Origin of the sequence: Terrabacter sp. Soil810 (genome assembly GCF_001429645.1) — a bacterium.
Lineage (GTDB): Bacteria > Actinomycetota > Actinomycetes > Actinomycetales > Dermatophilaceae > Terrabacter.
In genome coordinates this window covers 412,778-436,018 of record NZ_LMSW01000012.1, presented here as the reverse complement: position 1 = coordinate 436,018, position 23,241 = coordinate 412,778, and the positions used below count along the sequence as shown (strand labels likewise).

General features: G+C 72.2%; 22 protein-coding genes. 4 read left to right on the top strand and 18 right to left on the bottom strand.

All coding sequences use genetic code 11. From position 1 onward, the window contains the following. Positions 1–25 precede the first annotated feature (25 nt). The 8 genes from pheT to ASG96_RS16745 form a co-directional block, all read right to left on the bottom strand. Entirely contained in the window at positions 26–2,584 is a 2,559-nt protein-coding gene (gene pheT, locus ASG96_RS16780) for a phenylalanine--tRNA ligase subunit beta (RefSeq protein ID WP_057588659.1), read from the bottom strand. Position 2,585: 1 nt separating this feature from the next. Next, complete coding sequence (pheS, locus tag ASG96_RS16775) at positions 2,586–3,695, bottom strand: phenylalanine--tRNA ligase subunit alpha (protein WP_057588696.1); 1,110 nt, start codon at positions 3,693–3,695, stop codon at positions 2,586–2,588. Positions 3,696–3,804: 109 nt separating this feature from the next. Next, positions 3,805–4,932, bottom strand: a complete 1,128-nt coding sequence (locus ASG96_RS16770) for an ATP-binding protein (protein ID WP_057588658.1) — start codon at positions 4,930–4,932, stop codon at positions 3,805–3,807. Between the two features lie 38 nt (positions 4,933–4,970). Further along, entirely contained in the window at positions 4,971–5,774 is an 804-nt protein-coding gene (locus ASG96_RS16765; RefSeq protein ID WP_056759025.1) for an RNA methyltransferase, read from the bottom strand. Positions 5,775–5,823: 49 nt separating this feature from the next. Beyond that, positions 5,824–6,225 (bottom strand): 50S ribosomal protein L20, encoded by a 402-nt coding sequence (rplT, locus tag ASG96_RS16760; RefSeq protein WP_020144696.1) that lies wholly within the window; start codon positions 6,223–6,225, stop codon positions 5,824–5,826. 96 nt (positions 6,226–6,321) lie between these two features. Continuing rightward, the gene (gene rpmI / locus ASG96_RS16755; RefSeq protein WP_020144695.1) at positions 6,322–6,516 is read right to left on the bottom strand and encodes a 50S ribosomal protein L35; all 195 of its coding nucleotides are present in this window, start codon (positions 6,514–6,516) and stop codon (positions 6,322–6,324) included. A gap of 93 nt (positions 6,517–6,609) precedes the next feature. Next, entirely contained in the window at positions 6,610–7,206 is a 597-nt protein-coding gene (gene infC, locus ASG96_RS16750; protein WP_235506721.1) for a translation initiation factor IF-3, read from the bottom strand. Positions 7,207–7,535: 329 nt separating this feature from the next. Next, positions 7,536–8,858: an MFS transporter gene (locus ASG96_RS16745; protein ID WP_057588657.1), complete on the bottom strand. Its 1,323-nt coding sequence runs from the start codon at positions 8,856–8,858 to the stop codon at positions 7,536–7,538. Between the two features lie 123 nt (positions 8,859–8,981). Here ASG96_RS16745 and ASG96_RS16740 point away from each other — a divergent pair, with 123 nt between their 5' ends. Further along, positions 8,982–11,048, top strand: a complete 2,067-nt coding sequence (locus tag ASG96_RS16740) for an elongation factor G-like protein EF-G2 (RefSeq protein ID WP_057588656.1) — start codon at positions 8,982–8,984, stop codon at positions 11,046–11,048. A 79-nt stretch (positions 11,049–11,127) separates the two neighbouring features. Here ASG96_RS16740 and ASG96_RS16735 read toward each other — a convergent pair whose 3' ends face one another. Next, positions 11,128–12,129: an NADP-dependent oxidoreductase gene (locus ASG96_RS16735; RefSeq protein ID WP_056759036.1), complete on the bottom strand. Its 1,002-nt coding sequence runs from the start codon at positions 12,127–12,129 to the stop codon at positions 11,128–11,130. A 64-nt stretch (positions 12,130–12,193) separates the two neighbouring features. Further along, positions 12,194–12,622: an organic hydroperoxide resistance protein gene (locus ASG96_RS16730; protein ID WP_056759038.1), complete on the bottom strand. Its 429-nt coding sequence runs from the start codon at positions 12,620–12,622 to the stop codon at positions 12,194–12,196. Positions 12,623–12,681: 59 nt separating this feature from the next. On the opposite strand from ASG96_RS16730, the gene ASG96_RS16725 reads away from it, so the two are divergent. Continuing rightward, on the top strand, positions 12,682–13,143 hold the full coding sequence (locus ASG96_RS16725; RefSeq protein WP_056759040.1) for a MarR family winged helix-turn-helix transcriptional regulator: 462 nt from the start codon (positions 12,682–12,684) through the stop codon (positions 13,141–13,143). A 30-nt stretch (positions 13,144–13,173) separates the two neighbouring features. Here the strand turns inward: ASG96_RS16725 and ASG96_RS16720 are convergent, their stop codons facing one another. Genes ASG96_RS16720 through priA form a run of 3 tightly spaced genes read right to left on the bottom strand, consistent with a single transcriptional unit; the run spans position 13,174 to position 16,123 of the window. Next, positions 13,174–14,550, bottom strand: coding sequence for a DUF445 domain-containing protein (locus ASG96_RS16720; protein WP_082591849.1), 1,377 nt, complete (start codon positions 14,548–14,550; stop codon positions 13,174–13,176). 26 nt (positions 14,551–14,576) lie between these two features. After that, positions 14,577–15,368: an SseB family protein gene (locus ASG96_RS16715; protein WP_057588655.1), complete on the bottom strand. Its 792-nt coding sequence runs from the start codon at positions 15,366–15,368 to the stop codon at positions 14,577–14,579. Continuing rightward, on the bottom strand, positions 15,365–16,123 hold the full coding sequence (priA, locus tag ASG96_RS16710) for a bifunctional 1-(5-phosphoribosyl)-5-((5-phosphoribosylamino)methylideneamino)imidazole-4-carboxamide isomerase/phosphoribosylanthranilate isomerase PriA (protein ID WP_057588654.1): 759 nt from the start codon (positions 16,121–16,123) through the stop codon (positions 15,365–15,367). Before priA ends, ASG96_RS16715 begins: the two co-directional genes overlap by 4 nt. Before the next feature lie 260 nt (positions 16,124–16,383). Between priA and ASG96_RS16705 the strand changes: the two genes are divergently transcribed. Beyond that, positions 16,384–17,346 carry a homocysteine S-methyltransferase family protein gene (locus ASG96_RS16705; RefSeq protein WP_057588653.1) on the top strand — a complete coding sequence of 321 codons (963 nt, stop codon included), beginning with the start codon at positions 16,384–16,386 and terminating at the stop codon, positions 17,344–17,346. 6 nt (positions 17,347–17,352) lie between these two features. On the opposite strand, the gene ASG96_RS16700 is transcribed toward ASG96_RS16705, so the two are convergent. From ASG96_RS16700 to hisD, 5 genes are read right to left on the bottom strand one after another with little or no spacing between them, the layout of a single operon-like run. Next, entirely contained in the window at positions 17,353–17,814 is a 462-nt protein-coding gene (locus ASG96_RS16700) for a hypothetical protein (protein ID WP_057588652.1), read from the bottom strand. A 55-nt stretch (positions 17,815–17,869) separates the two neighbouring features. Next, positions 17,870–18,508 (bottom strand): imidazole glycerol phosphate synthase subunit HisH, encoded by a 639-nt coding sequence (gene hisH / locus ASG96_RS16695; RefSeq protein WP_057588651.1) that lies wholly within the window; start codon positions 18,506–18,508, stop codon positions 17,870–17,872. A gap of 16 nt (positions 18,509–18,524) precedes the next feature. Beyond that, a complete protein-coding gene (hisB, locus tag ASG96_RS16690; protein ID WP_057588650.1) occupies positions 18,525–19,133 on the bottom strand; it encodes an imidazoleglycerol-phosphate dehydratase HisB in 609 nt (202 codons plus the stop codon). After that, entirely contained in the window at positions 19,130–20,299 is a 1,170-nt protein-coding gene (locus ASG96_RS16685; RefSeq protein ID WP_057588649.1) for a histidinol-phosphate transaminase, read from the bottom strand. Before ASG96_RS16685 ends, hisB begins: the two co-directional genes overlap by 4 nt. Continuing rightward, positions 20,296–21,663, bottom strand: a complete 1,368-nt coding sequence (hisD, locus tag ASG96_RS16680) for a histidinol dehydrogenase (protein ID WP_057588648.1) — start codon at positions 21,661–21,663, stop codon at positions 20,296–20,298. Before hisD ends, ASG96_RS16685 begins: the two co-directional genes overlap by 4 nt. A 310-nt stretch (positions 21,664–21,973) precedes the next feature. Here hisD and ASG96_RS16675 point away from each other — a divergent pair, with 310 nt between their 5' ends. Further along, positions 21,974–23,224 carry an endonuclease gene (locus tag ASG96_RS16675; protein ID WP_057588647.1) on the top strand — a complete coding sequence of 417 codons (1,251 nt, stop codon included), beginning with the start codon at positions 21,974–21,976 and terminating at the stop codon, positions 23,222–23,224. Positions 23,225–23,241: the final 17 nt, after the last annotated feature.

Below are 23,241 nucleotides of genomic sequence, written 5' to 3'. Positions count from 1 at the left end.
CATGCATATTCGTGCATTCAGGGTCTCAGCGCTGCACGGCCCCCGTCGCCGACGTCGCCGACGCGACCGCCGCGTCGCGGAAGCCGTTGACCTCGTCGGTCGTCAGGGTCCGGTCGGGCGCCCGGAAGGTGAGGCGGTAGGCGAGGGACCGGTGGTCGGACTCGATGCGCTCGCCCTCGTAGACGTCGAAGAGGACGACCGACTCGAGCCAGTCCCCCGCGCCGGAGCGCAGGGCGGCCTCCACGTCGGCGGCCGCGACGTCGGACGCCACGAGCAGGGCGATGTCGGTCATCGCCGGCGGGAACGTCGAGAACGGACGGGCCTGGACCGGCTCGGCGCTGGCCACGACGAGCACGTCGACATCGAACTCGGCGGCCACGGTGCGGGCGGGCAGGTCGAGCGCCGCAACCACCTTGGGGTGCAGCTCGCCCGCGTGACCCACGAGCGTGCCGTCGGCGAGGGAGATGCGTGCGCAGCGGCCGGGGTGCCACGGAGCGTGTCCGGGGTCGTTCGCGACGACCACCGGCACCGCGAGCGCGGCCGCGACGGTCTGCACCGCGGCGACCATGTCGCTCCAGTCGGCGGCGCGGCCGGGGCCCCACCACCCGGCCTGCTCCGCCTGCCCCGTCGCGAGGATGCCCGCACGACGCGGCTGGGCGGGGACGGCGGCATACAGCTCTTCGAGCGTCTCGGCGTCGGGACGGGTGGCGACGCCGGGGACCGGTGCGGTGCCGACGGCGCCGCCCGGACGGAAGACGAGACCGAGCTCGTAGATCGCGACGTCCTTGCGGCCGCGCGCGACGTTGCGCCGCAGCGTGTCCACGAGGCTCGCGAGGATCGACGTGCGCAGGAGCGGCCGCTCCTCCGACAGCGGGTTGGCGAGCCGGACGGCGTGGCGGCGGTCGTCGTCGGCCGCCAGCATCAGCTGGTCGGCGAGCTCCTCGGACACGAACGGGTAGCTGAGGACCTCCGTGAGACCGGCACCGGCCAGCGCGTCCGCGACGACCCGGCGGGCCTTCTGGCCATGGGTCAGCCCACGGCCGTCGCTCGGCGTCGGGGTGATCGACGGGATGTTGTTGTAGCCGTCGATCCGGGCGACCTCCTCCGCGTAGTCGGGGGCGTCGACCAGGTCGGGTCGCCACGACGGAGGCGTCACGAGGACGTGGGTCTCGTCGGTGCCCTCGCCGGACTCCTCGACGACGCAGCCGAGGTCGCGCAGGATGCCCACGACCCGCTCGCGCGGGTAGTCGACGCCCACGATGCGCGCGGGCTCCGTGACGTCGAGGAGGTATGCCGTCCGGTCCGTCGTGCGGTCGACGTCGGTGACGGCGTCGTCGACGGTGCCCCCACCGTGCTCGACGAGCAGGTCGACGGCGAGCTGCGCCGCTGCGGCGGTCACCCGGGGGTCGACGCCACGCTCGAAGCGCTTGGACGCCTCGGTGATGAGGCGGTGACGCCGGGACGAGCGGGCGACGGTCGTGGGGTCGAAGTGGGCGGCCTCGATGAGCACGTCGGTCGTCGTGTCGGACACCTCCGAGGAGGCGCCACCCATGACCCCGGCGATCGCCAACGCCTGCTCGCCGCCGTCGGTGATGAGCAGGTCCTCCGGCGACAGCGTGCGCTCGACGTCGTCGAGGGTCGTCAGCGTCTCGCCGGCGCGGGCACGGCGCACGACGATCGAGCCGGAGAGCGTGTCGACGTCGAAGGCGTGGAGCGGCTGCCCGACGGCGAGCATGACGTAGTTGGTCACGTCGACGGCGAGCGAGATGGGACGCATGCCCATCTGGGTCAGGCGCTTGCCCATCCACGCCGGCGACAGCCGCGTCGGGTCGATGCCCCGCACGATCCGGGCGACGTAGCGGTCACACCCCTCGTTGCCGTCGATCGGCGAGTGGTCCTTGAGCTCCACGGCGTAGCCGCCGGCCCCGGGGCGAGGCGTCGCCACGTCGGCCGGGTCGCGGTAGCCGCCCTCGGGGCTGCCCTGCGCGTGCCAGTACTCGCGAGCCAGGCCGCGGACCGAGAAGCAGTAGCCCCGGTCAGGGGTCACGTTGGTCTCGACGGTCTCCTCGCCGAGGCCGAGGAGCGCGATGGCGTCGTCGCCCGGCTGGAGGGTCGCCGCCTTCTCCTCACCGAGCAGACGGCTGAGCACGATGATGCCCTCGTGGTCATGACCGAGGCCGATCTCGTCCTCGGCGCAGATCATGCCGTTGGAGACGTGGCCGTACGTCTTGCGCGCGGCGATCTCGAAGCCCCCGGGCAGCACGGCACCGGGCAGCACGCAGACCACGAGGTCGCCGACCTCGAAGTTGTGGGCACCGCAGACGATCTCCTGGTGCTTGCCCTCGGTCAGCATCTGGCCGTTCCGGCCCACATCGACGGTGCACCAGCGGATCGTCTTGCCATTCTTCTGCGGCTCGAGCTCGAACGACAGGACGCGGCCGACGACGAGCGGACCCGTGATGTCGCCACCGTGGAGGTCCTCCTCCTCGAGACCCACGCGGACGAGGCTGGCGGCCACGTCGGCACCCCGGGCCCCGGGCGCGAGGTCGGTGTACTCGGCGAGCCAGCTGAGCGGCATACGCATGTCAGACCCCCATCCCGAACTGCTGCGAGAAGCGGACGTCGCCCTCGACGATGTCGTGCATCCCCTGCACCCCGTGGCGCAGCTGGAGCGCCCGCTCGATCCCGAGCCCGAACGCGAAGCCGGAGTAGACGTCGGGGTCGATCCCGCACGTGCGCAGCACCTTGCGGTTGACCATGCCGGAGCCGCCGAGCTCGATCCAGCCCGAACCGCCGCACGTGCGGCACGGCTCGGCGCTGCCCCAGGTCTCCTCGCCGTGGCAGGCGAAGCAGAGGAAGTCGGTCTCCATGCTCGGCTCGGTGAACGGGAAGTAGTTCGCGCGGACGCGGGTGCGCGTCTCCTCGCCGAACATGATGCGCACGAACGCGTCGAGCGCGCCGCGCAGGTGGGCCATCGTCAGGTCCTTGTCGATGGCGAGGCACTCGATCTGGTGGAAGACGGGCGTGTGCGTCGCGTCGAGGTCGTCGGTGCGGAACACCTTGCCTGGAGCCACGACGTAGATCGGCGGCTCCTTCTCGAGCATGGTCCGGATCTGGACGGGTGACGTCTGCGTGCGCAGCACGAGTCCGGAGTCGACCGGGTCGAGGAAGAAGGTGTCCTGCATCTGCCGGGCGGGGTGGTCGGGGCCGAGGTTGAGGGCGTCGAAGTTGAGCCACTCGCTCTCGAGCTCCGGCCCCTCGGCGACCTCCCAGCCCATGCCGACGAAGGCGTCGACGAGGCGCTGGGCGACGAGCTCGATCGGGTGGCGGGAGCCCGGCTCACGACGCAGGGCCGGGACGGTGACGTCGACGCGCTCGTCGACGAGGATGCGCTCGTCGCGCTCGGCCTCGAGCTCGGCCTGCCGGGCGGCGAGGGCCTGGCCGACCCGGCCGCGGGCCTGGCCGACGCGCTTGCCGGCCTCGGCCTTGGCGCTCGGCGGCAGCGCGCCGATCTCGCGGTTGGCCAGGGCCAGCGGGCTCTTCTCCCCCTGGTGCGCGATGCGCGCGGCCTTGAGGTCGTCGAGGGACGACGCCGCGGTGATCGCGGAGATGGCGTCCTGCACCGCTGCGTCGACGTTCGCCGGGTCGAGCGCGGAGACCTCGACCGGGTCGTAGTTCGTGTTGGGTCCGGACATCGGCGTGCGTTCGCTGCTCTCGCTCGGGTTCACGGGTGGCTGTTCGTGCGGGTGCCCAGTCTAGGGGCGGCGTCGAGCCGGTTTGCCGGGCCATCCGCCCAGCGGAGGGTCAGCTGCCGACGACGTCGGGCAGGCCCGCCGGAAGTGTCACGACGAAGCGGGCGCCGCCTGAGTCGTTGTCGCCCACGAGGACCGAGCCGCCGTGGGCCTCGACGAGGCCCCGGACGACGTAGAGGCCGAGCCCGGTGCTTGCGTTGGAGGGGCCGTGCCAGAAGCGACCGAAGATCTTCTCGCGGTCGGACGGGGGTATGCCGTCCCCCTCGTCGTCGACCTCGACGACCACCGACTCGGGTGCCTCCCCGAGCGCGCCACCACGGTCCAGGGTCACCGTGACCTTGCCGGCGCCGTGCAGCAGGCCGTTCTCGATGAGGTTGAAGAAGATCTGCTCGAGCCGGTCGGTGTCGGCCCACATCTCCGGCAGCCCGTCGGCGCGGGCGGCCTCACCGAGTCCGAGCTGGACGACTCCGGACGAGCGCCCGAGCTCGTAGCGCACGACGTGCATCGTGAGCAGCGCGTGCAGGTCGACGGGTCCCCGCCTCAGGTTGAGGCTGTCGGAGTCGAGGCGCGAGATGTCGAGCAGCTCGGTGATCAGGCGCGTGAGGCGGGTCGCGTCGGCCTCGATCGTCTCGATCATGAGGCGCTTCTGCTCGTCGGTGAAGCGGTCCCAGCGACGCAGGAGGCTGCTCGTGAAGCCGGTCACCGACGTGAGGGGGGCGCGCAGCTCGTGCGCCACGGTCGACAGGACCGTCGCCTGGTCGCGCTCGGCACGCTGCCGCGCCTCGGCGTCACGCAGCCCGAGCATGACCCGCTCGACGGGGCCGCCCGGCTCGGACCGCACGTAGCGCGCGGTGACGAGGACGTCCTGGCCCTTCGGCGCGACGAGGAGCTTCTCCTTGTGGCCGGCGCGGGTCGCCAGGCCGTTCCAGGGGTCCGTGTGCGCCCACCAGTCCCGGCCGTACTTGTCGGTGAAGGGCAGGCCCTCGTGCAGCGTGCGGCCGACGACGTCGTCGTGGTCGCAGTCGAGGATGCGGAGCGCCTCGGCGTTGGCGAACCGGATGCGCTGGTCGCCGCCGACCACGACGAGCCCGTCGGGGAGCAGCTCTCCCATCATGGCGACCGGTGCCATCGCGGACGCCGATCCGGGCAGCTGCGCACCGAGCCCGTCGACGGAGGTCATGGCCCGAGGATAGTCACGGGCACGGCAGGAGGGCTCGGTCAGCGGCTCGTGCGGCGTGACTCGGCGGAGGCGTAGAGACAGATCGTCGCGGCCATGGCGAGGTTGAGCGACTCCGCATGACCGTGGATGGGCACACGGACGACGTCGTCACAGGCGTCGCGCACCTCCTGCGGGAGACCCCATGCCTCGTTGCCCATGACCCACGCGTGCGCACCGGTCAGGTCGGCGTCGTGGAGCAGCGTCGTCCCCGCGCCGTCGGCGGCCAGCAGCCTCACCCCGTGCTGGCGCAGCGCCTCGAGGATCTCGGGGACGGATGCACCGAGGCTCACCGGCAGGTGCCAGAGCGAGCCGACGGTCGACCGGACGACCTTGCTGTTGTAGACGTCGACGCTCGCGTCGCTGACGATGACGGCGTCAGCCCCGGCCGCGTCGGCACCCCGGATCACCGTGCCGGCGTTCCCGGGGTCGCGGACGTTCGTCAGGACACACACGAGCGCGTCGGGCGGAAGGTCCGCGAGGACGTCCTGCAGCGGCACGTCGAGGACCCGGCACACGGCAGCGATCCCCTGCGGGGACTCCGTGTCACACATCGCGGCGAGGACCTCGGGCGTCACCTCGTGCACCCACAGCTGCGCGCCGCGGGCCGACTCGACGATGGCGGGATGACGGTCCGCAGCCTCGGGCGTGACGTAGACGTCGCGGACGAGCTCTGGCCGGAACGCGACCGCCTCGCGGACCGCCTGGGGCCCCTCGGCGAGGAACTCACCCGTGCGCGAACGCACCGAGCGCCGGGACAGCGCCCGTACCGCCTTGACCCGATCGGATCGGGGGTTGGTCAGCACGGGGGCGTCCCGGCGCTCGAGATGCGTGTGTGTCGTCGGACGACGTCGCTCAGGCGGCGTCGCCGGCGACCTTCGCCTCGGCTGCGTTGACAGCGGCCGGGACGTTGGCGCGGGAGAGCTCCACGAGCGCGGCGAAGGCCGGCGCGTCGTTGACGGCGAGGTCCGCGAGGATCTTGCGGTCGACCTCGACACCGGCGGCCTTGAGGCCCTGCATGAACCGGTTGTAGGTCATGCCGTTGGCGCGGGCCGCAGCGTTGATGCGCTGGATCCAGAGGCGACGGAAGTCACCCTTCTTGGCGCGACGGTCACGGTAGGCGTAACCCAGCGAGTGGGTCACCTGCTCCTTGGCCTTGCGGTAGAGGCGCGACCGCTGTCCGCGGTAGCCGCTGGCGCGCTCGAGAACGACTCGACGCTTCTTCTGGGCGTTGACCGCCCGCTTCACGCGTGCCACGTGAATACTCCTTCTCTGCTTGACGCAGTGCTTGCTGCTGCTGGCTTACCGGAGACCCGGCTGCTCAGCGAATCGCTGATGGGTGGGGGTCCCGGCTCACTTGCCGAGGAGCTTCTTGGCCTTCTTGGCGTCCGGCTTGGCGAGCTCGACGTCGTTCGCGATGGAACGCATCTTCTTGCTCGACTTGTGCTCGAGCAGGTGGCGACCGCCGGCCTGCTCGCGCATGACCTTGCCGGTGCCCGTGAGGCGGAAACGCTTCTTCGCACCGCTGTGCGTCTTCATCTTCGGCATGGGGGCCGATCTCCTTCGTGTTGCGTGCGTCAGTGGACGCACGTGGTGTGTCGTGCCGGGGGCTCTCGCCTCCGGCGGGTCACCGCCCGCCGATCACTCGGCGGCGGCGGTGGCCTCGTCGGTCTGCGGGGCCTGGGCCTCCGGCTGCTCGCCGGACGCGGCCTGCTCGGCAGCAGGGCGCTGGTCGTGCTGCTCGCGGGAGCGACGCTGCTCGGCCTTGGCCTCCGCCTTCTTCTTGGTCGGGCCGATCACCATGATCATGTTGCGGCCGTCCTGCTTCGGGGCCGACTCGACGAAGCCGAGCTCGGCGATGTCCTCGGCGAGGCGCTCGAGCAGACGGCGGCCGAGCTCGGGTCGCGACTGCTCGCGACCGCGGAACATGATCGTCACCTTGACCTTGTCACCCGCCTTGAGGAACCGCTCGACGTGGCCCTTCTTGGTGCCGTAGTCGTGCGGGTCGATCTTCGGACGGAGCTTGATCTCCTTGATGACCGTGTTGACCTGGTTCTTGCGCGCTTCCCGTGCCTTCATGGCGGCTTCGTACTTGAACTTGCCGAAGTCCATGAGCTTGGCGACCGGCGGCTTGGCCATGGGGGCCACCTCGACGAGGTCGAGGTTCGCCTCCTCGGCCAGACGCAGCGCGTCCTCGACGCGGACGATGCCGACCTGCTCGCCGTTGGGGCCAACCAAGCGCACTTCCGGGACCCGGATGCGCTCGTTGATGCGAGGCTCGCTGATGTGGTGCTCCTAAGTTCGATGAATGGTGTGACCAGACGGGGTGGTGCCTGTCCTGCTGCGACCACAACGAGAAAAGGGCTCCCCGTGTATGCACGAGGAGCCCAAGGGTCGCGTATGCCGGACGGTCGCCGTCGCGTCACACGGCTCGACGCGTGCGCCGCGGACGGCACCCGGTCGAGCAGACCTTGACCCGGCGACCGTGAGGTCGACGCGGGTGGAAGCGAGCTTCTCTTGCACGTCGTCACCGCCTCCGCCGGAGCGGAAGCATGGGTGACGGCTGGTCAGTGCTCCATGCTAGCAGCCGCGACGCCGTGCTCCGAATCGGTGGCGGCCGCCCGGGCGGTCGCCCTCCGGCTCGTGCGCGAGCCGACGAGCCCGGCGGCGGCGACGAGGACCCCGAGGGCCGACACGACGATGAACCCCCACTGCCAGCCACCCTGGTCGATCGCGAACCCGGCCACGGGGGCACCGACGGCCGAGCCCGCAGTCATGGCCGAGCCGTGCCACCCCATCATCTCTCCGCGGAACCGCTCGGGCACGTGACGGCTCAGCTGCTCGACCGTGGCCGTGATGGTCGGGGCGCAGAGGAAGCCGGAGACGGTGACGAGAACGGCGAAGCTGGGCACCCCGACCGCGAGCGCGACGGGGGCCGTGGTGGCCGCGAGGCCGCCGAGCAGCCAGAACACCGAGAAGGAGCGGTGCCAGGCGCCGTAGACGATGCCGCCGACGAGCGACCCGGCACCCCAGAGCGCGAGGACCCACCCGATCGAGCCGGTGGCCTCGAAGGACCGCAGGGCGGCGACGATGGACACGTCGGTGCCGCTGAGGACGAGCGTCGAGCAGGCGGCGGCGAGGTAGACGGCCGCGACGGGGACGGTGATGAAGCCGCGGATCGCACGGCTGGGTGCGGCGTCGCCCGGGACGGCCGGCGCCGCGATCGCCTCGGCCCGGGCGGCCTCACCGTGCTCGTCGCCGGCGACCGGATCGCCAGCCGACTCTCCATCGGCGTCACCCTCGCCGGGGTCCGACGTCAGCCTGGGGTTGACGACCCACAGCACGAATCCCGCTGCGACGGAGGTGAGCTCGCACACGAGCAGGGCCCAGGCCGTGTCCCATGACGTCGCGAGCCAGACGCCGATGGCGGGACCGGCCATGAACGACAGCTCGGTCGCCGACGAGTCGAGGGAGAGGGCCGTGCGGCGCTGCTCGCTCGGCACCGAGCGGATGATGACCTGCCGCAGGATCGAGAAGGTCGGGACGACGAAGAGCCCTGCGAGCGCCGCGAACCCGATGAGCGGTGCATAGCCCACCCAGGGGGCGATCGACCAGCACACGACCTGCACGACGAGCGAGGGGCCGACCGTGCGGCGCAGGCCGATGCGGTCGAGCAGCCGGCCGCGCCACGGGCCCGAGACGGCGACGGCGACGGTCGACGCCGCCGTGACCAGGCCGGCCGCGCCGTAGCTGCGCCCGAGCGTGGACACGACGTGGAGGGTGAGGATCACGCCGCCCGCCCACATGGGGACGCGGATGAGGAAGCCGAGCAGCAGCGCAGTGCGCGTGTCCCGGTTGGCCAGCACCGGCCGGTAGGCCCCCAGATCCATGGCGCCAGCCTGTCATCCCCCACCGACGGTGCGCACGCGGGTTTGCCGGCTCGACCGGGGGCGTGGCAGGCGGCATACGCCCGGGGTCTTGTGAGCGTTGGGAGACAGGTGAAGGGTGGGGGCATGGCAAAGACGCCCGGCAGATCAGATCTTCCTGCGGCCCCCAACCCCGCCTCGCCGCAGGACATCCGCAACGTCGTGCTGGTCGGACCCGGCGGGGCCGGAAAGACCGCACTCTTCGAGGCGCTCGTCGCAGCGCGCGTCCCCGGTCAGCGCACCAGCACCGGCGACCACGTGCGCACGACGACCCTCACGGCCGCGTCCTTCGACTCCGGCCCGGTCACCCTCAACCTCCTCGACACGCCCGGCTACCCCGACTTCGTCGGCGACCTCCGTGCCGGCCTGCGGGCCGCCGACGCCGCCGTCTTCGTCGTCTCGGGCGCCGACGACATCGACCGGCCCGTCTCGCTGCTCTGGCGCGAGTGCGCGGCGGTCGGCATGCCACGCGCCGTCGTCGTGACCCACCTCGACCAGCCGCGCGCCGACTTCGGGGCGACCGTCGAGACGTGTCGCCGCACGTTCGGTGACGCCCGGGCCACGCACTGGCCGGTCGTCGAGAACGGCTCCGTCACCGGCGTCGTCGGCCTCCTCACCGGCGAGACGTCCGAGGAGCACGAGGACGCCCGCTCCGCCCTCATCGAGTCCGTCATCGAGGAGTCCGAGGACGCGACCCTGCTCGACCGCTACCTCGAGGGCGAGACCATCGACACCGAGTCGCTGCTCGGCGACCTGCGCACCGCGATCGCGCAGGGCACCTTCTTCCCCATCGTCCCGGTGTCCCCGCTCACCGGCGCCGGGGTCGAGGAGCTGCTCGCGATGGTCGAGCAGGCGTTCCCCGACCCGACCGTGCACCCGCTCCCGGCCATCGCCTCGCCCGTCGGCGGGTCCGTCAATGGCGTCGCGTGCGACCCGTCCCAGCCGCTCGTGGCCGAGGTCGTCCGCACGACGACCGACCCCTACGTCGGCCGCCTGTCCCTCGTGCGCGTCTTCTCCGGGACGCTCCGAGTCGACGAGACCGTGCACGTGTCCGGACACCTCGGCGACTTCGTCGGGCACGAGGTCGCCGGGCACCCGGCGCACGACGACGACGAGCGCGTCGGGCCGCTCGCGTCGCCCTTCGTCGAGACGCATCGTCCCCGGGGCACCGCCATCGCCGGTGACCTGGTACTCGTGACCAAGCTGACCCGGGCCGAGACCTCCGACACCCTCTCCTCGGTCGACCGTCCCGCCGTCGTCGCGCCCTGGCTGCTGCCCGAGCCGCAGCTGCCGGTCGCGATCCGGGCCGCGACGAAGTCCGACGACGACAAGCTCGGCGGCGCCCTGCAGCGCCTCGTCGCCGAGGACGTGACGATGCGCATGGAGCACTCCCACGAGACCGACCAGGTGGTGCTCTGGACCATGGGCCAGGCCCACGTCGACGACCTCATCGGCCAGCTCGCCGAGCGCTACGGCGTCACCGTGACGGCGGAGCCCTACCGCACCTCGCTGCGCGAGACGTTCGTCCGGCGCTGCTCGGTGCAGGGTCGACACGTCAAGCAGTCGGGCGGCCACGGGCAGTATGCCGTGTGCTCGATCGAGATCGAGCCACTCCCCCGCGGGTCGGGCTTCGAGTTCGTCGACAAGGTCGTCGGCGGCTCGGTGCCTCGCCAGTTCATCCCGTCCGTCGAGAAGGGTGCCCGGCTCCAGCTCGAGAAGGGACTGCTCACCGGCCACCCGGTCGTCGACGTGCGCGTCACGCTCACGGACGGCAAGTCGCACTCGGTCGACTCCTCCGACGTCGCGTTCCAGACAGCGGCGGCGCTGGCCCTCAAGGAGGCCGCGAACGCCTCGACGATGGCGCTGCTCGAGCCGATCGACCGCGTCGACATCACCATCGCCGACGAGTACCTCGGTGCTGTCATGTCCGACCTGCGCGGACGTCGGGGGCAGGTGCTCGGCACCGAGCCGGCCGACGGGATGGGGCCCGAGGGCGGCTGGACGGTCGTGCACGCGGAGGTGCCGCAGTCCGAGCTGTCGCGCTACCCCATCGACCTGCGGTCCGTGTCGCACGGCACCGGGTCCTTCGTGCGCGAGCCGCTGCGCCACGACCTGCTGCCGGCCGACAAGGCCAAGGAGCTGCTCGGGGGCTGACCGCCGGGACCACGACGAGGGGGCGGGCGCCGTGGCGCCCGCCCCCTCGTGCTGTCCTCACCCGCCCTCGTCGGGGGGCTCAGAGGCGGACGACCATCTTGCCGACGTTCTCGCCTCGTAGGACGCCGAGGAAGGCGTCGACCGCGTGGTCGATCCCGTCAGCGAAGGTCTCGCGGGAGGTCAGCGTGCCGTCCGCGATCCAGCCGGACGCCCGCTGGGCATACTCGCCCGCGAGGTCCCAGTGGTCGCCGACGAGGAAGCCCGTGATGGTGCCTCGCGTCTGGATCAGGCGCGCGAGGTTGCGCGGGCCGGGGGCGGGCTCGGTGTTGTTGTAGACCGAGATGGCGCCGCAGACCGCGATGCGTCCGCCGAGTCGCAGCGACCCGATCGCGGCCTCGAGGTGGTCGCCACCGACGTTGTCGAAGTAGACGTCGATGCCGTCCGGGGCGGCCTCGCGCAGCAGGTCGGAGACTCGGCCGTCCTTGTAGTTGAACGCTGCGTCGAAGCCCAGGTCGTCGATGAGGTGGCGGACCTTCTCGTCGGAGCCCGCGCTGCCGATGACGCGGCTCGCACCGAGCGCCCTGGCCACCTGGCCGACGACGCTGCCCACGGCTCCGGCGGCGCCGGACACGAACACGACGTCACCTTCCTTGAGCCCGGCGACGCGGGTCAGGCCGGCGTATGCCGTCAGGCCGGTCATGCCGAGCACGCCGAGGTAGGCGGACGCGGGGGCGACCGACGTGTCGACGACACGGACACCGGAGGCGTCGACGACGGCCTCCTCGCGCCAGCCCAGACCGTGCAGCACGTGGTCGCCCACGGCGACACCGTCGGCCCTGGACTCGGTGACCACGCCCACGGCGCCGCCGTGCATGGCCTCGCCGAGCGCGTACGGCTCGGCATACGACTTGGCGTCGCTCATGCGACCCCGCATGTAGGGGTCGACCGACATGACCTCGTTGCGCACGCGGACCTGGCCGTCGGCCAGGTCGACGGGTGCGCTCTCGACGAGCTCGAAGTCGTCGTGGGTGGGCCAGCCGACGGGGCGGCTCTTGAGCTGGACCTCACGGGTGGTGGTCATCGGGTCTCCTTCGGGGGCAGGGGTTTCCGGGGGGTGCGGCGGGGACCGCGTGACGTGCCGACACTCAGTCGACGAGGATCTCGACGGGGACGTTGCCGCGCGTGGCGTTGGAGTAGGGGCACACCTGGTGCGCGGTGTCGACGAGCTCACGGCCGAGCTGCGGGTCGATGCCCTCGGGCAGCTCGACGTGGAGCACGACCCCGAGGCCGAAGCCGGTGGTCGACGATCCCGAGAGGCTGACGTCCGCGGTCACGGCGACGTCGAAGTCCTCGACCCGACGCTTGCGCGCGACGATCCCGAGGGCGCTCGCGAAGCACGCGGCATACCCGGCCGCGAAGAGCTGCTCGGGGTTGGTGCCCTCCCCGCTGCCGCCGAGCTCGCGCGGGGCGGCGAGCATGACGTCGAGGCCACCGTCCGAGGTGACGGCGCGGCCCTCACGTCCTGAGGCGGTGGCCGAGGCGACGTACTGGGCGGTCTGGGTGGTGGTGGTCATCGAGGCTCCTTGTATTGCCAACAATTAAATTGTGCGCAATTTGATAGTACGCTTGGGTCATGAGCCCGTCCAGTTCGACCTCGGCCGCCTCGAGCCCGCTCAGTCTCGAGCAGCAGATCTGCTACGCCATGCACACGACCGTGCGGGCCTTCGACGCCGTCTACCGCGAGCTGCTCTCCGAGCACGGCCTCTCCTACCCCCAGTACATCGCGCTCATGGGCGTCGCCGAGCACGGGCCGCTCACGGTCAGCCGGCTCGGCGAGCTCATGCGCCTCGACTCGGGGACGCTCTCCCCGCTGCTCAAGCGGATGGAGGCGGCCGGGCTCGTGGCGCGCACTCGCGACCCCGAGGACGAGCGGCGGGTCCTCGTGTCAGCGACCGCCGCCGGACGCGACCGCATCGGCGCCCTGGGCGACGTGCCCCACCAGATCGCGGTCCGAAGCGGCCTCTCGCGGCGGGAGCTGGTCGACCTCCACCGCACGCTGCGCCAGGTCACCGAACGTCTCGACACCGGCGCCTGAGCCCGGTCACGTCGCGATCGTCGGCCTGCCTCAGGAGGGCAGCACGATCGAGACGGCGTGGATGAGCATGCCGATGAGTCCACCCACGAGCGTGCCGTTGATCCGGATGAACTGGAGGTCCCGACCCACCTGCAGCTCGACGCGCTCGGCGGTCTCCTTGCCGTCCCAGCGGTCGACGGTGTCGCTGATGATGCGGGTCAGCTCCGTGCCGTAGCGGTCGATCGCATAGATCGTCGCGTCGCAGATGCGGACGTCGATGCGCTCGCGCAGGGCGGCATCGGCGAGCAGTCGCTCGGCGAGCGCCGTCACCTCCGTGACGGCGCGGACGCGCACGGGCCCGCCCTCGTCCTCGAGCGCCGCGATGACGACGGCACGGAACGAGCCCCACAGCGACATCGCCGTGTCGGCCACCTGCGGGTGCGACAGGACCCGCTCCTTGAGGCGCTCCGCCTTGGCCTGTGTCACGGGGTCGTGCTGCAGGTCGTCCGCGAGGTCGATGAGCAGCTTGTCGAGCGCGAGGCGCACGTCGTGGCGGGGGTCGTTGCGGATGTCGCCGAGCCACTTGAGGGCCTCGACGTGGACCTTGCGCGCCACGATGTCGTTGATGGCGTCGGGCACCCAGGCCGGCGCGCGCTGCGTGATGAGCGACTCGAAGACGTCCTCGTTGTCCACGAGCCAGATGCGGATCTCGTCGAGCGCGAGGTCGACCAGGCCGACGTGCGCCTCGTCGCGCACCACCTGGTCGAGGAGCCCACCGGCGAGCGAGCTGATCGGCTCCTGCGCGAGACGCGGCAGCAGGGCCTGCTCGATGACGGCGCGGACGTCCTCGTCGGGGATGCGGTGCAGTGCGTGGACCGTGACCGTGGCCACCTCGTCGACGAGCCGCTTCGCGTGACCGGGGTGGAGCGCCCACTCGGCCGCACGGCGCGTGGGCTCCGCATCGAGCACCCGCTCGCGGATGATGTCCTCGCGCATGAAGTTCTCGCTGACGAACTCCTCGAGGCTGCGCCCGATCATCTCCTTCTTGCGCGGGATGAGTGCCGTGTGCGGGATGGGCAGGCCCAGCGGGTGCCGGAAGATCGCGGTGACGGCGAACCAGTCGGCGCAGGCGCCGACCATCGAGGCCTCGGCGCCGGCGTTGACGAAACCGAGGAGGCCGTCGTCGTGCCCCCGCGTCAGGACGTAGACGACAGCAGCGAACACGAGGAGCCCGGTGGCGACGAGCCGCATCCGCCGAAGGTCGCGTCGGCGCTGTGCGTCGAGGGCGGGGTCGACGATGAAGCCGAGGGGCCCGCTCGGGCCGCCGCCGGGGCCGCTGTGCCGGGCGGGCGTCGGCTTCCCGGCAGCGCGCGTCTCGGGAGGGACCTCGGGGTCGCGCTCCCGAGTCGCCTGGGGTGTGGTGTCCACGTCCGGCACCTCCACGGGTGATGTGCTCAGCGCGCCGCTTCGAGCGCGAAGGTCAGAGCATCGATCCTCGCACGGGTCTCGCCGTCGGTCGCGATCCGCTCCCCGATCCGTGTCGCGATCGCGCCGACGAGGTCGGCGTCGAGGCCGGGCGCCAGGGTCAGCACGACCCGCAGCACGCCGGCTCCGGCCGGCTCACCGGCCTCCACCCGGTGGCCCGACACCTGCGGTTCGGCCTCGACGGCCGCTCGCACCGCCGCCGCCACGTGCGCGTCGCGATGGCTCGGCTCCCACGGCCGCTCCTGCGCGAGCGCCCACAGCATGCTCGGCCGCAGGACGGTCGCGTGGGACGAGGCGACGTCGACGAGCAGCACGTGGCACTCCTCGCTGATCGCCGCCTGCGCCGCGGCGGCCGCGCGCACCGGCACGGGCCGGGCACTCGGGTCCCACGCGGCGAGGCTCTCGAGGGAGGTGAACATCGGCAGCGCCCGTGACCCGTCGGGGGACGTCAGGGTGACGGCGGCCATGTCGCTGCGCGTGTCGACGGCGTGTGGCCCGGACTCGTCCACCTCGGACGCCACGGCGACCACCGGGACGAGCCAGCGTGCCGGCGCGACGCGTTCCATGACAGCCGTCTCCGCGTCGTCGCCCGGCACGTCGTGCGCCGCGACCAGTGCCGCGACGAGCTCGGCGTCGGCCGCTCCCGTGTCCCCCGCGAAGCCGTGTGAGGGGATCGCCTTGCCCTCCCAGGCCTGGCCGGCGGAGTCGGCCGGTCTCCCCTGCTCGTCGTGACGTCCCGAGGCGGGGGTCGCGCCGGTCATGAGCCCGGGTGCCCGGCGACGCCAAGGGCCTCGGGCAGGGTGAACGCGCCACGGTAGAGGGCCGATCCGACGATGGCCCCCTCGACGCCCTCGCCGACGAGCTCGCGGATCGTCGCGATGTCCCCGAGGGTCGAGACGCCTCCGCTCGCGATCACCGGACGGTCGGTGCGGGCGCACACGTCTCGCAGCAGCTGGACGTTGGGTCCCTGGAGCATGCCGTCCTTGTTGACGTCGGTGACGACGTAGCGCGCGCAGCCCTCGGCGTCGAGGCGCGCGAGCGTCTCCCAGAGGTCACCGCCCTCGCGGGTCCACCCGCGGGCCGCGAGCGTCGTGCCCCGCACGTCGAGGCCGATCGCGACCCGGTCACCGTGGGCGGCGATGACCGAGGCCGTCCACTCCGGGTCCTCCAGGGCCGCGGTGCCGATGTTGACGCGGCGACAGCCGGTCGCGAGCGCCGCGTCGAGCGAGTCGGTGTCTCGGATGCCGCCCGAGAGCTCGACCTGCAGGTCGAGTCGCCCGACGATCGAGGCGATGAGGTCGCGGTTGGTGCCGCGACCGAAGGCGGCGTCGAGGTCGACGAGGTGGATCCACTCGGCTCCCTGCTCCTGCCAGCGCAGGGCCGCCTCCCACGGCTCGCCGAACTCGCCGCCGGTGCCGGCGACGCCCTGGACCAGCTGGACGGCACGGCCGCCCGCGATGTCGACGGCGGGGAGCAGCTCGAGGTGGGGCTGGGCGTCGTGGTGCTGGCCGGTCATCGGGTCGGCTCCTCGGGTCGGTCACGACCGTCGCGGTCGTGGTCGGTGGGTCGTGGTCGGTGTCAGGTGTGCCCGGGGCTCGGGACCCCGGACGTGCGACCACCGAGTATGCCGTGTGCCCGCGGCGCCGCTCCCGACGTGTCGGTCCGTGGATCGCAGGCCCACCACGGCGCGGTCGCCCTCCCCACGTTCTGCGCGTGCCATGTGGTGGCGTCTGGTACACCGGAGGGACCCGAACCTCGCGACGCACGGGAGCCGACATGGATCACCTGCCACAGCTGGCCGGTCGGCCGATGGTGACGGACGGTGGCCTGGAGACCGACCTCATCTTCAACCACGGGGTCGCGCTCGAGGAGTTCGCCGCCTACCCGTTGCTCGGCGACCCGGCCGGCCGCGCGCTGCTCACGGGCTACTACGACGCCTACGCCTCCATCGCCGCCCGGGCCGGGGCAGGCCTGCTCCTCGAGTCACCCACGTGGCGTGCCAACCCGGACTGGGGCGCGCGGCTCGGGCACTCGACGGCCGACCTGGCCCGTGCCAACTCGGACGCCGTCGACCTGCTGGCGTCGCTGCGTGTCAGGTATGCCGCCGAGCTCGGGATGCGCGACGTCGTCGTCGTCGGGGCGGTGGGCCCGCGTGGCGACGGCTACCGCAGTGCCGGCGCGCCGAGCCCGGCCGAGGCCGCCGACTACCACCTCGCTCAGGTGACGACGTTCGCCGAGGCGGGCGTGGACGTGGTCACGGCCTACACCCTCACCACCGCCGGCGAGGCGATCGGGGTCGTCCAGTCATGCCGGGAGCGCGGGCTGCCCGTGGCGATCTCGTTCACAGTCGAGGTGGACGGGCGGCTCCCCGACGGGACGACGCTCGCCGGGACGATCTCCGAGGTCGACGACCGGGCGGCGCCGGACTACTACCTCGTCAACTGTGCCCACCCGCAGCACGTGCTCGCAGGGCTGGACGCCGACCTCGACGTGAGCGGTTGGCGCAGCAGGCTGCTCGGGCTGCGCTACAACGCGTCGACGCGCAGCCATGCGGAGCTTGACGACGCCGACGACCTGGACGCGGGCGACCTCGACACGATCTCGGCGGGACACGACCGGGTGGTCGGACGGCTCCCGGGTGTCACGGTCGTCGGAGGGTGCTGTGGCACCGACGCCTCTCACGTCGCACGGCTCTGGGGCGTCGACCCGGGCGTCGTCGACCGAGACCGCTTGCGCTGAACGGTGTCACGGCCCCGGCGTGGCGGGCGGGGCGGTGGGAGCCGGCGTCTCCGATGCCGGCGCGGTGGCCGGTGCGGTCGGCTCGCCCCCGCCCGGCGCGGGAACCACCTCCGGAGCGGACGGGCCGTCCGGAGTGGTGTCGACGCCTCCCCCGGCGGCGAGCTCGGCCCGGTGACGCCAGAGGACGTATCCCAGCCCGGCGACGACGACCACGACGACGAGGACGATGCGCGCCGGCCACGAAAGGTCGAGCAGGGTCGTCACGACGAGCGTGCCGAGTGCCGTGCCCACCGCCGTCGGCAGGCCCGGGCGGCTGCTCCGGCGCCGCGGGTAGAGCGCGCCGGACGAGGACCGGCGCGTCGACGCCACGGTCCGCCCGGTCGTGCTCTTCGTCGCTCTCGTGGTCGTCCTGGTCGTGCGCTTCCTGCTCGAACTGCTGGAGCTGCTCGCCGTCTTCCTCGTCGCCACGATCCACTCCTCGTCGAGGCCCCGCCCGCCGGTCAGTCGACGGACGGCAACCCGGTCACAGGTTGCGGACCCAGTTCTCGAGCAGGTGCAGCCCGGCGTCGCCGGACTTCTCGGGGTGGAACTGGGTCGCGCTCAGGGGCCCATTCTCGACCGCCGCGACGAACTTCGCACCGTGACGCGCCCACGTGACCGCAGGTGCGACCCGGGCGAAGGCGCCAGTGGCCTCGAGCGTCCACTGCTGCACCGCATAGGAGTGGACGAAGTAGAAGCGCTCGTGCTCGACGCCGGCGAAGAGGCGCGAGCCCTCGGCGACCTCGACCTCGGACCAGCCCATGTGCGGCACGACGTCGGCCGGGAGGCGCTCGACGGTGCCGGGCCACTCCGCGAGCCCCTCGAGGGGGTGGTCGGACGGCTCGGTCGAGCCGTCGAAGAGCGCCTGCATGCCGACGCAGACGCCGAGGACCGCCCGGCCCCCGCTGATCCGTCGACCGATGATGCGGGGTCCGTGCGCGGCCGCGAGACCTGCGATGCAGGCGTGGAAGTTGCCGACGCCCGGCACGAAGAGGCCGTCGGCCTCGAGGGCGCGGACGGGGTCGGACGTCAGGGTGACCGTGGCGCCGACGCGCTCGAGGGCGCGCACGGCCGACCGGACGTTGCCGCTGCCGTAGTCGAGGACGACGACCTCGGCACTCATCGACGAACCACCATCGTCAGAGCGCTCCCTTGGCGCTCGGGATGCCCACGACGCGGGGGTCGGGCGCGATCGCGGCGCGAAGCGCCCGGGCGACCGCCTTGAACTGCGCCTCGACGATGTGGTGGGGGTCGCGACCGGCGAGGACGCGGACGTGCAGGCACAGTCCGGCGTTGTAGGCGAAGGACTCGAGGACGTGGCGGGTCATCGAGCCGGTGAAGTGTCCGCCGATGAGGGCGTACTGCTGCCCCTCGGGCTCGCCCTCGTGCACGACGTAGGGACGGCCGGCCACGTCGACGACGGCGTGGCACAGGGCCTCGTCGAGCGGGACCGTGGCGTCGCCGAAGCGGGAGATGCCGGCCTTGTCGCCCAGGGCCTCGCGCAGGGCCTGGCCGAGGACGATCGCGGTGTCCTCGACCGTGTGGTGCACGTCGACGTCGACGTCTCCGGTGGCCTTGACGGTGAGGTCGATGAGCGAGTGCTTGCTCAGCGAGTGGAGCATGTGGTCGTAGAACGGGACGCCGGTCGAGATGTCGGACGTGCCGGTGCCGTCGAGGTCGAGCCAGAGCTCGACGGACGACTCGGACGTCGCACGGCTGATCGTCGCGGTGCGGCTGGTGGGGCTCATGCGGGCGGCTCCTGCCGGTCGGCGCTGCTGGGGAGGACGTGGGCCGGGGCGAGACGGGTCATCGCCTCGAGGAACGCGGTCGTCTCGTGGGGGTCGCCCGCCGTGACGCGCAGGTGGTGGGCGATGCCCATGTCGCGGACCAGGACCCCCTCGTCGAGCAGGGCGTTCCACGTGGCCTTCTCGTCGCGGAGGCCGCCGAACAGGACGAAGTTGCTGTCGCTGGCGACGGGGCGCGCGCCGAGCTCGGAGAGGCGGTCGACGATGCGGTCGCGCTGGTGCTTGATGACCTCGACCGTGCCGAGCATGATGTCGGCGTGCTCGAGGGCGATCCGGGCGATCGTCTGCGTCGGGCTGCTCAGGTGGTAGGGCAGGCGCACGAGACGGAGCGCGTCGACGAGCTCGGGTGCCGCCACGAGGTAGCCGAGACGACCGCCCGCGAAGGCGAACGCCTTGCTCATGGTGCGCGTCACGACGAGCCGGGGGTGCTCGGCGAGCAGCGTCAGCGCGGACCGCGTGCCGGGACGGGCGAACTCGGCGTAGGCCTCGTCGACGACGACAATGGCGTTCGGGGCCGCCTCGAGCACGGCACCGATGACCTCGAACGGCAGCGCCGTGCCGGTCGGGTTGTTGGGCGAGCAGAGGAAGACGATGGACGGGTCGTGCGCCCGCGCCTGCTGCGCTGCCGACTCCGCGGTCAGGTCGAAGGCGTCGGAATCCGTTGCGGCAGAACGGAGCCCGTCGACCCACGTGGTGCCGTGCGTCTCGCTGATGATCGGGTGCATCGAGTAGCTCGGGGTGAACCCGAGCGCCACGCGCCCGTGGCCGCCGAAGGCCTGGACGATGTGCGAGAGCACCTCGTTGGAGCCGTTGCCCGCCCACACCTGCTCAGGCGTCACCGACACCCCCGACTGCTTCTCGAGGTATGCCGTCAGCGCCTTGCGCAGGTCGGTGAACTCGCGGTCGGGGTAGCGGTTGAGCGACGCCACGTCGTCGGCGAGCGCCGCGACCACGGCGTCGACGACGACCTGCGGCACCGGGTAGGAGTTCTCGTTGGTGTTGAGCCGCACCGGCACGTCGAGCTGCGGGGCGCCGTAGGGCGTGCGGCCACGCAGGTCCGGCCGCAGGAGCCGCTGGACCTCGTCGGCAGCCGTGGGGCCCTCGGTCACCGGGGCACCTCGTCGCCGAAGCGCGCCGTCACGGCCTCACCGTGGGCCGGGAGGTCCTCGGCCTGGGCGAGCGTCACGACGTGGCGGGCGACCCCGCGCAGGGCCGGCTCGTCGTAGTCGACGACGTGGATGCCGCGCAGGAAGGACTGCACCGACAGGCCGCTCGAGTGGCATGCGCACCCGGCGGTGGGCAGCACGTGGTTGGAGCCGGCGGCGTAGTCACCGAGGCTGACCGGGCTGTGCGGACCGACGAAGACGGCACCCGCGTTGCGCACGCGGGCGGCGACTCCCGCAGCGTCGCGGGTCTGGATCTCGAGGTGCTCGGCGGCATACGCGTTGACGACGTCGAGACCCGCGTCGACGTCGTCGACGAGGACGATGCGCGACTGCGTGCCCTCGAGCGCCTCGGTGACACGTTCCGAGTGCTTCGTGGCGGGGACGCGCCGGGCCAGGGCCCGCACGGTCTTCTCGGCGAGCTCCTGGCTGTCGGTGACGAGCACCGAGGCCGCGAGCGGGTCGTGCTCGGCCTGGCTCACGAGGTCGGCCGCCACGTGGTCGGGGTCGGCCGAGTCGTCGGCGAGGATCGCGATCTCGGTGGGCCCGGCCTCGGCGTCGATGCCGATCAGGCCCTTGAGCAGCCGCTTGGCCGCGACGACCCAGATGTTGCCCGGGCCGGTGACGAGCGACACGGGGTCGCACACGACCGGCACGCCGTCGACCACGGCCCACTCGGGGTCGTCGTCGACGAAGCCGTGCGCGAACATCGCGACCGCCTGGGCGCCGCCGACGGCATACACCTCGTCGACACCGAGCAGCGCGCACGCCGCGAGGATCGTGGGGTTGGGGTAGCCGGCGAACTCGCCGACGTTCTCGCGCTGCGGCGGGGACGCGACCGCCAGCGAGCTGACCCCGGCGAGCTGGGCGGGGACGACGTTCATGATGACGCTGCTCGGGTAGACCGCCAGGCCTCCGGGCACGTAGAGGCCCACGCGGTCGACGGGGACCCACCGCTCGGTCACCGTGCCACCGGGGACGACCTGGGTCGTCGTGTCGGTGCGGCGCTGGTCGGCGTGGACGATGCGGGCGCGTCGGATCGACTCCTCGAGCGCGGCGCGCAGGTCGGGGTCGAGAGCAGCGAGGGCGGACTGGAGGACGGCCCGCGGCACTCGCAGGTGCGTCGGCCGCACCCCGTCGAACCGCTCGCCGAGGTCGCGCAGCGCGGCGGCCCCCCGATGCTCGACGTCCTCGCAGATCGGCCGCACCTGCTCGAGGGCGGCCGTGACGTCGAACTCGGCTCGGGGCAGGGCCCGGCGCAGGAAGCGCACGTCTAGCGTGCGTCCGCGCAGGTCGAGGGAGGACATCATGGTTCACCAGTCTAGAAGGCGGTGCCGGGGGCGAGGACCACGGTCTCAGCGTGCGGAGCATGCCAGGACGCCCGTACGCGGTGCCGAGGCGGTGCCGAGGCGGTGCCGAGGCGGTGCCGAGGCGGTGCCGAGGCGGCGCTGACGCCGTACGGGCGCAGTGCGGGCTGCCGAATCTTGGACCGGGTCTGACGAAGGGCAGACCAACGACTGACCCGGCGTTCACGGCCGATCCGCCACGCTCGTGAGGCCGCCGCCCGACCGGGCCGGGGGTGCGTCATCCACCCGACTCCCCCGCCCGACAGGAGAACCCGTGCCCGTCGTCATCCCCCGGCGTCGCATCGCAGCCGTCGTCACCGGCATCGCCGTCGCCCTCGTCCCGCCCAGCCTCGCGCTCACGAGCGCGGCCGGCTCGCCCGCCACCACGATTGCGCTCCCCCGTGCCGCTGCCGCGCCGGCACTCGTCGCAGCGGCACCCCTCACGGTGTCGCAGGCCATCGGCTCGCAGACCGGCCAGAGCGCCACCGTCCGCGGCTACGTCGTGGGCCAGCCGACCGCGACGAGCACCGTCGTGCGGTCGAGCTTCCCCAGCGACTACGCGCTCGCGATCGCTGACTCCGCGTCCGAGACGTCGACGAGCCGGATGCTCTACGTCCAGATCCCCTCGGCCTTCCGGTCCTCGTGGGGCCTGCAGAGCAACCCCTCCCTCATGGGCCGCCAGCTCGACGTCACCGGCGCCCTGTCGGCGTACTTCTCGCACCCGGGCATGACGTCGACGAGCGCCTTCGCGTTCAGCGGCTCGTCGACGACCACGACCAGCCCGACGAGCACGACCACGAGCCCGAGCCCGACCGGCACGACCAGCCCCTACGACTCGACCTACTACGCGTCCGCGATCGGCAGGACCGGCCCGGCGCTGCACACCGAGCTGCACCGCATCATCTCGAGCGGTGTCACGACGCTCACCTACGACCAGGTCTGGACGGCGCTCAAGGACAGCGACCAGGACCCGGGCAACACCAACAACGTCGTCGAGATCTACTCGGGCCGCTCGATCGCCAAGTCCGACAACGGCGGCGGCGTCGACCAGTGGAACCGCGAGCACGTCTGGGCCAAGAGCCACGGCGACTTCGGCACGGTCAGCGGCCCCGGCACCGACGTGCACCACCTTCGTCCGGAGGACGTCACGGTCAACTCCACGCGCGGCAACCTCGACTTCGACCTCGGCGGCTCGGCGGTGGCGCAGTGCACCGGCTGCCTGAGGGACGGCGACTCCTTCGAGCCGCGCAACGCGGTCAAGGGCGACGTGGCCCGGATGATCTTCTACATGGCGGCGCGCTGGGACGGCGGTGACGGCTTCGCCGACCTCGAGCCGAACAACCTCGTCGGCAACGGCACCGCCCCGCACATCGGCAAGATGTCGGTGCTCAGGCAGTGGAACCTGCAGGACCCGCCCGACGCGTTCGAGAAGCGCCGCAACCAAGTCATCTTCGACACGTGGCAGCACAACCGGAACCCGTTCATCGACCACCCGGAGTGGGTCACCGCGATCTACGGCTCCTGAGCCTTCCTGACTCCCTC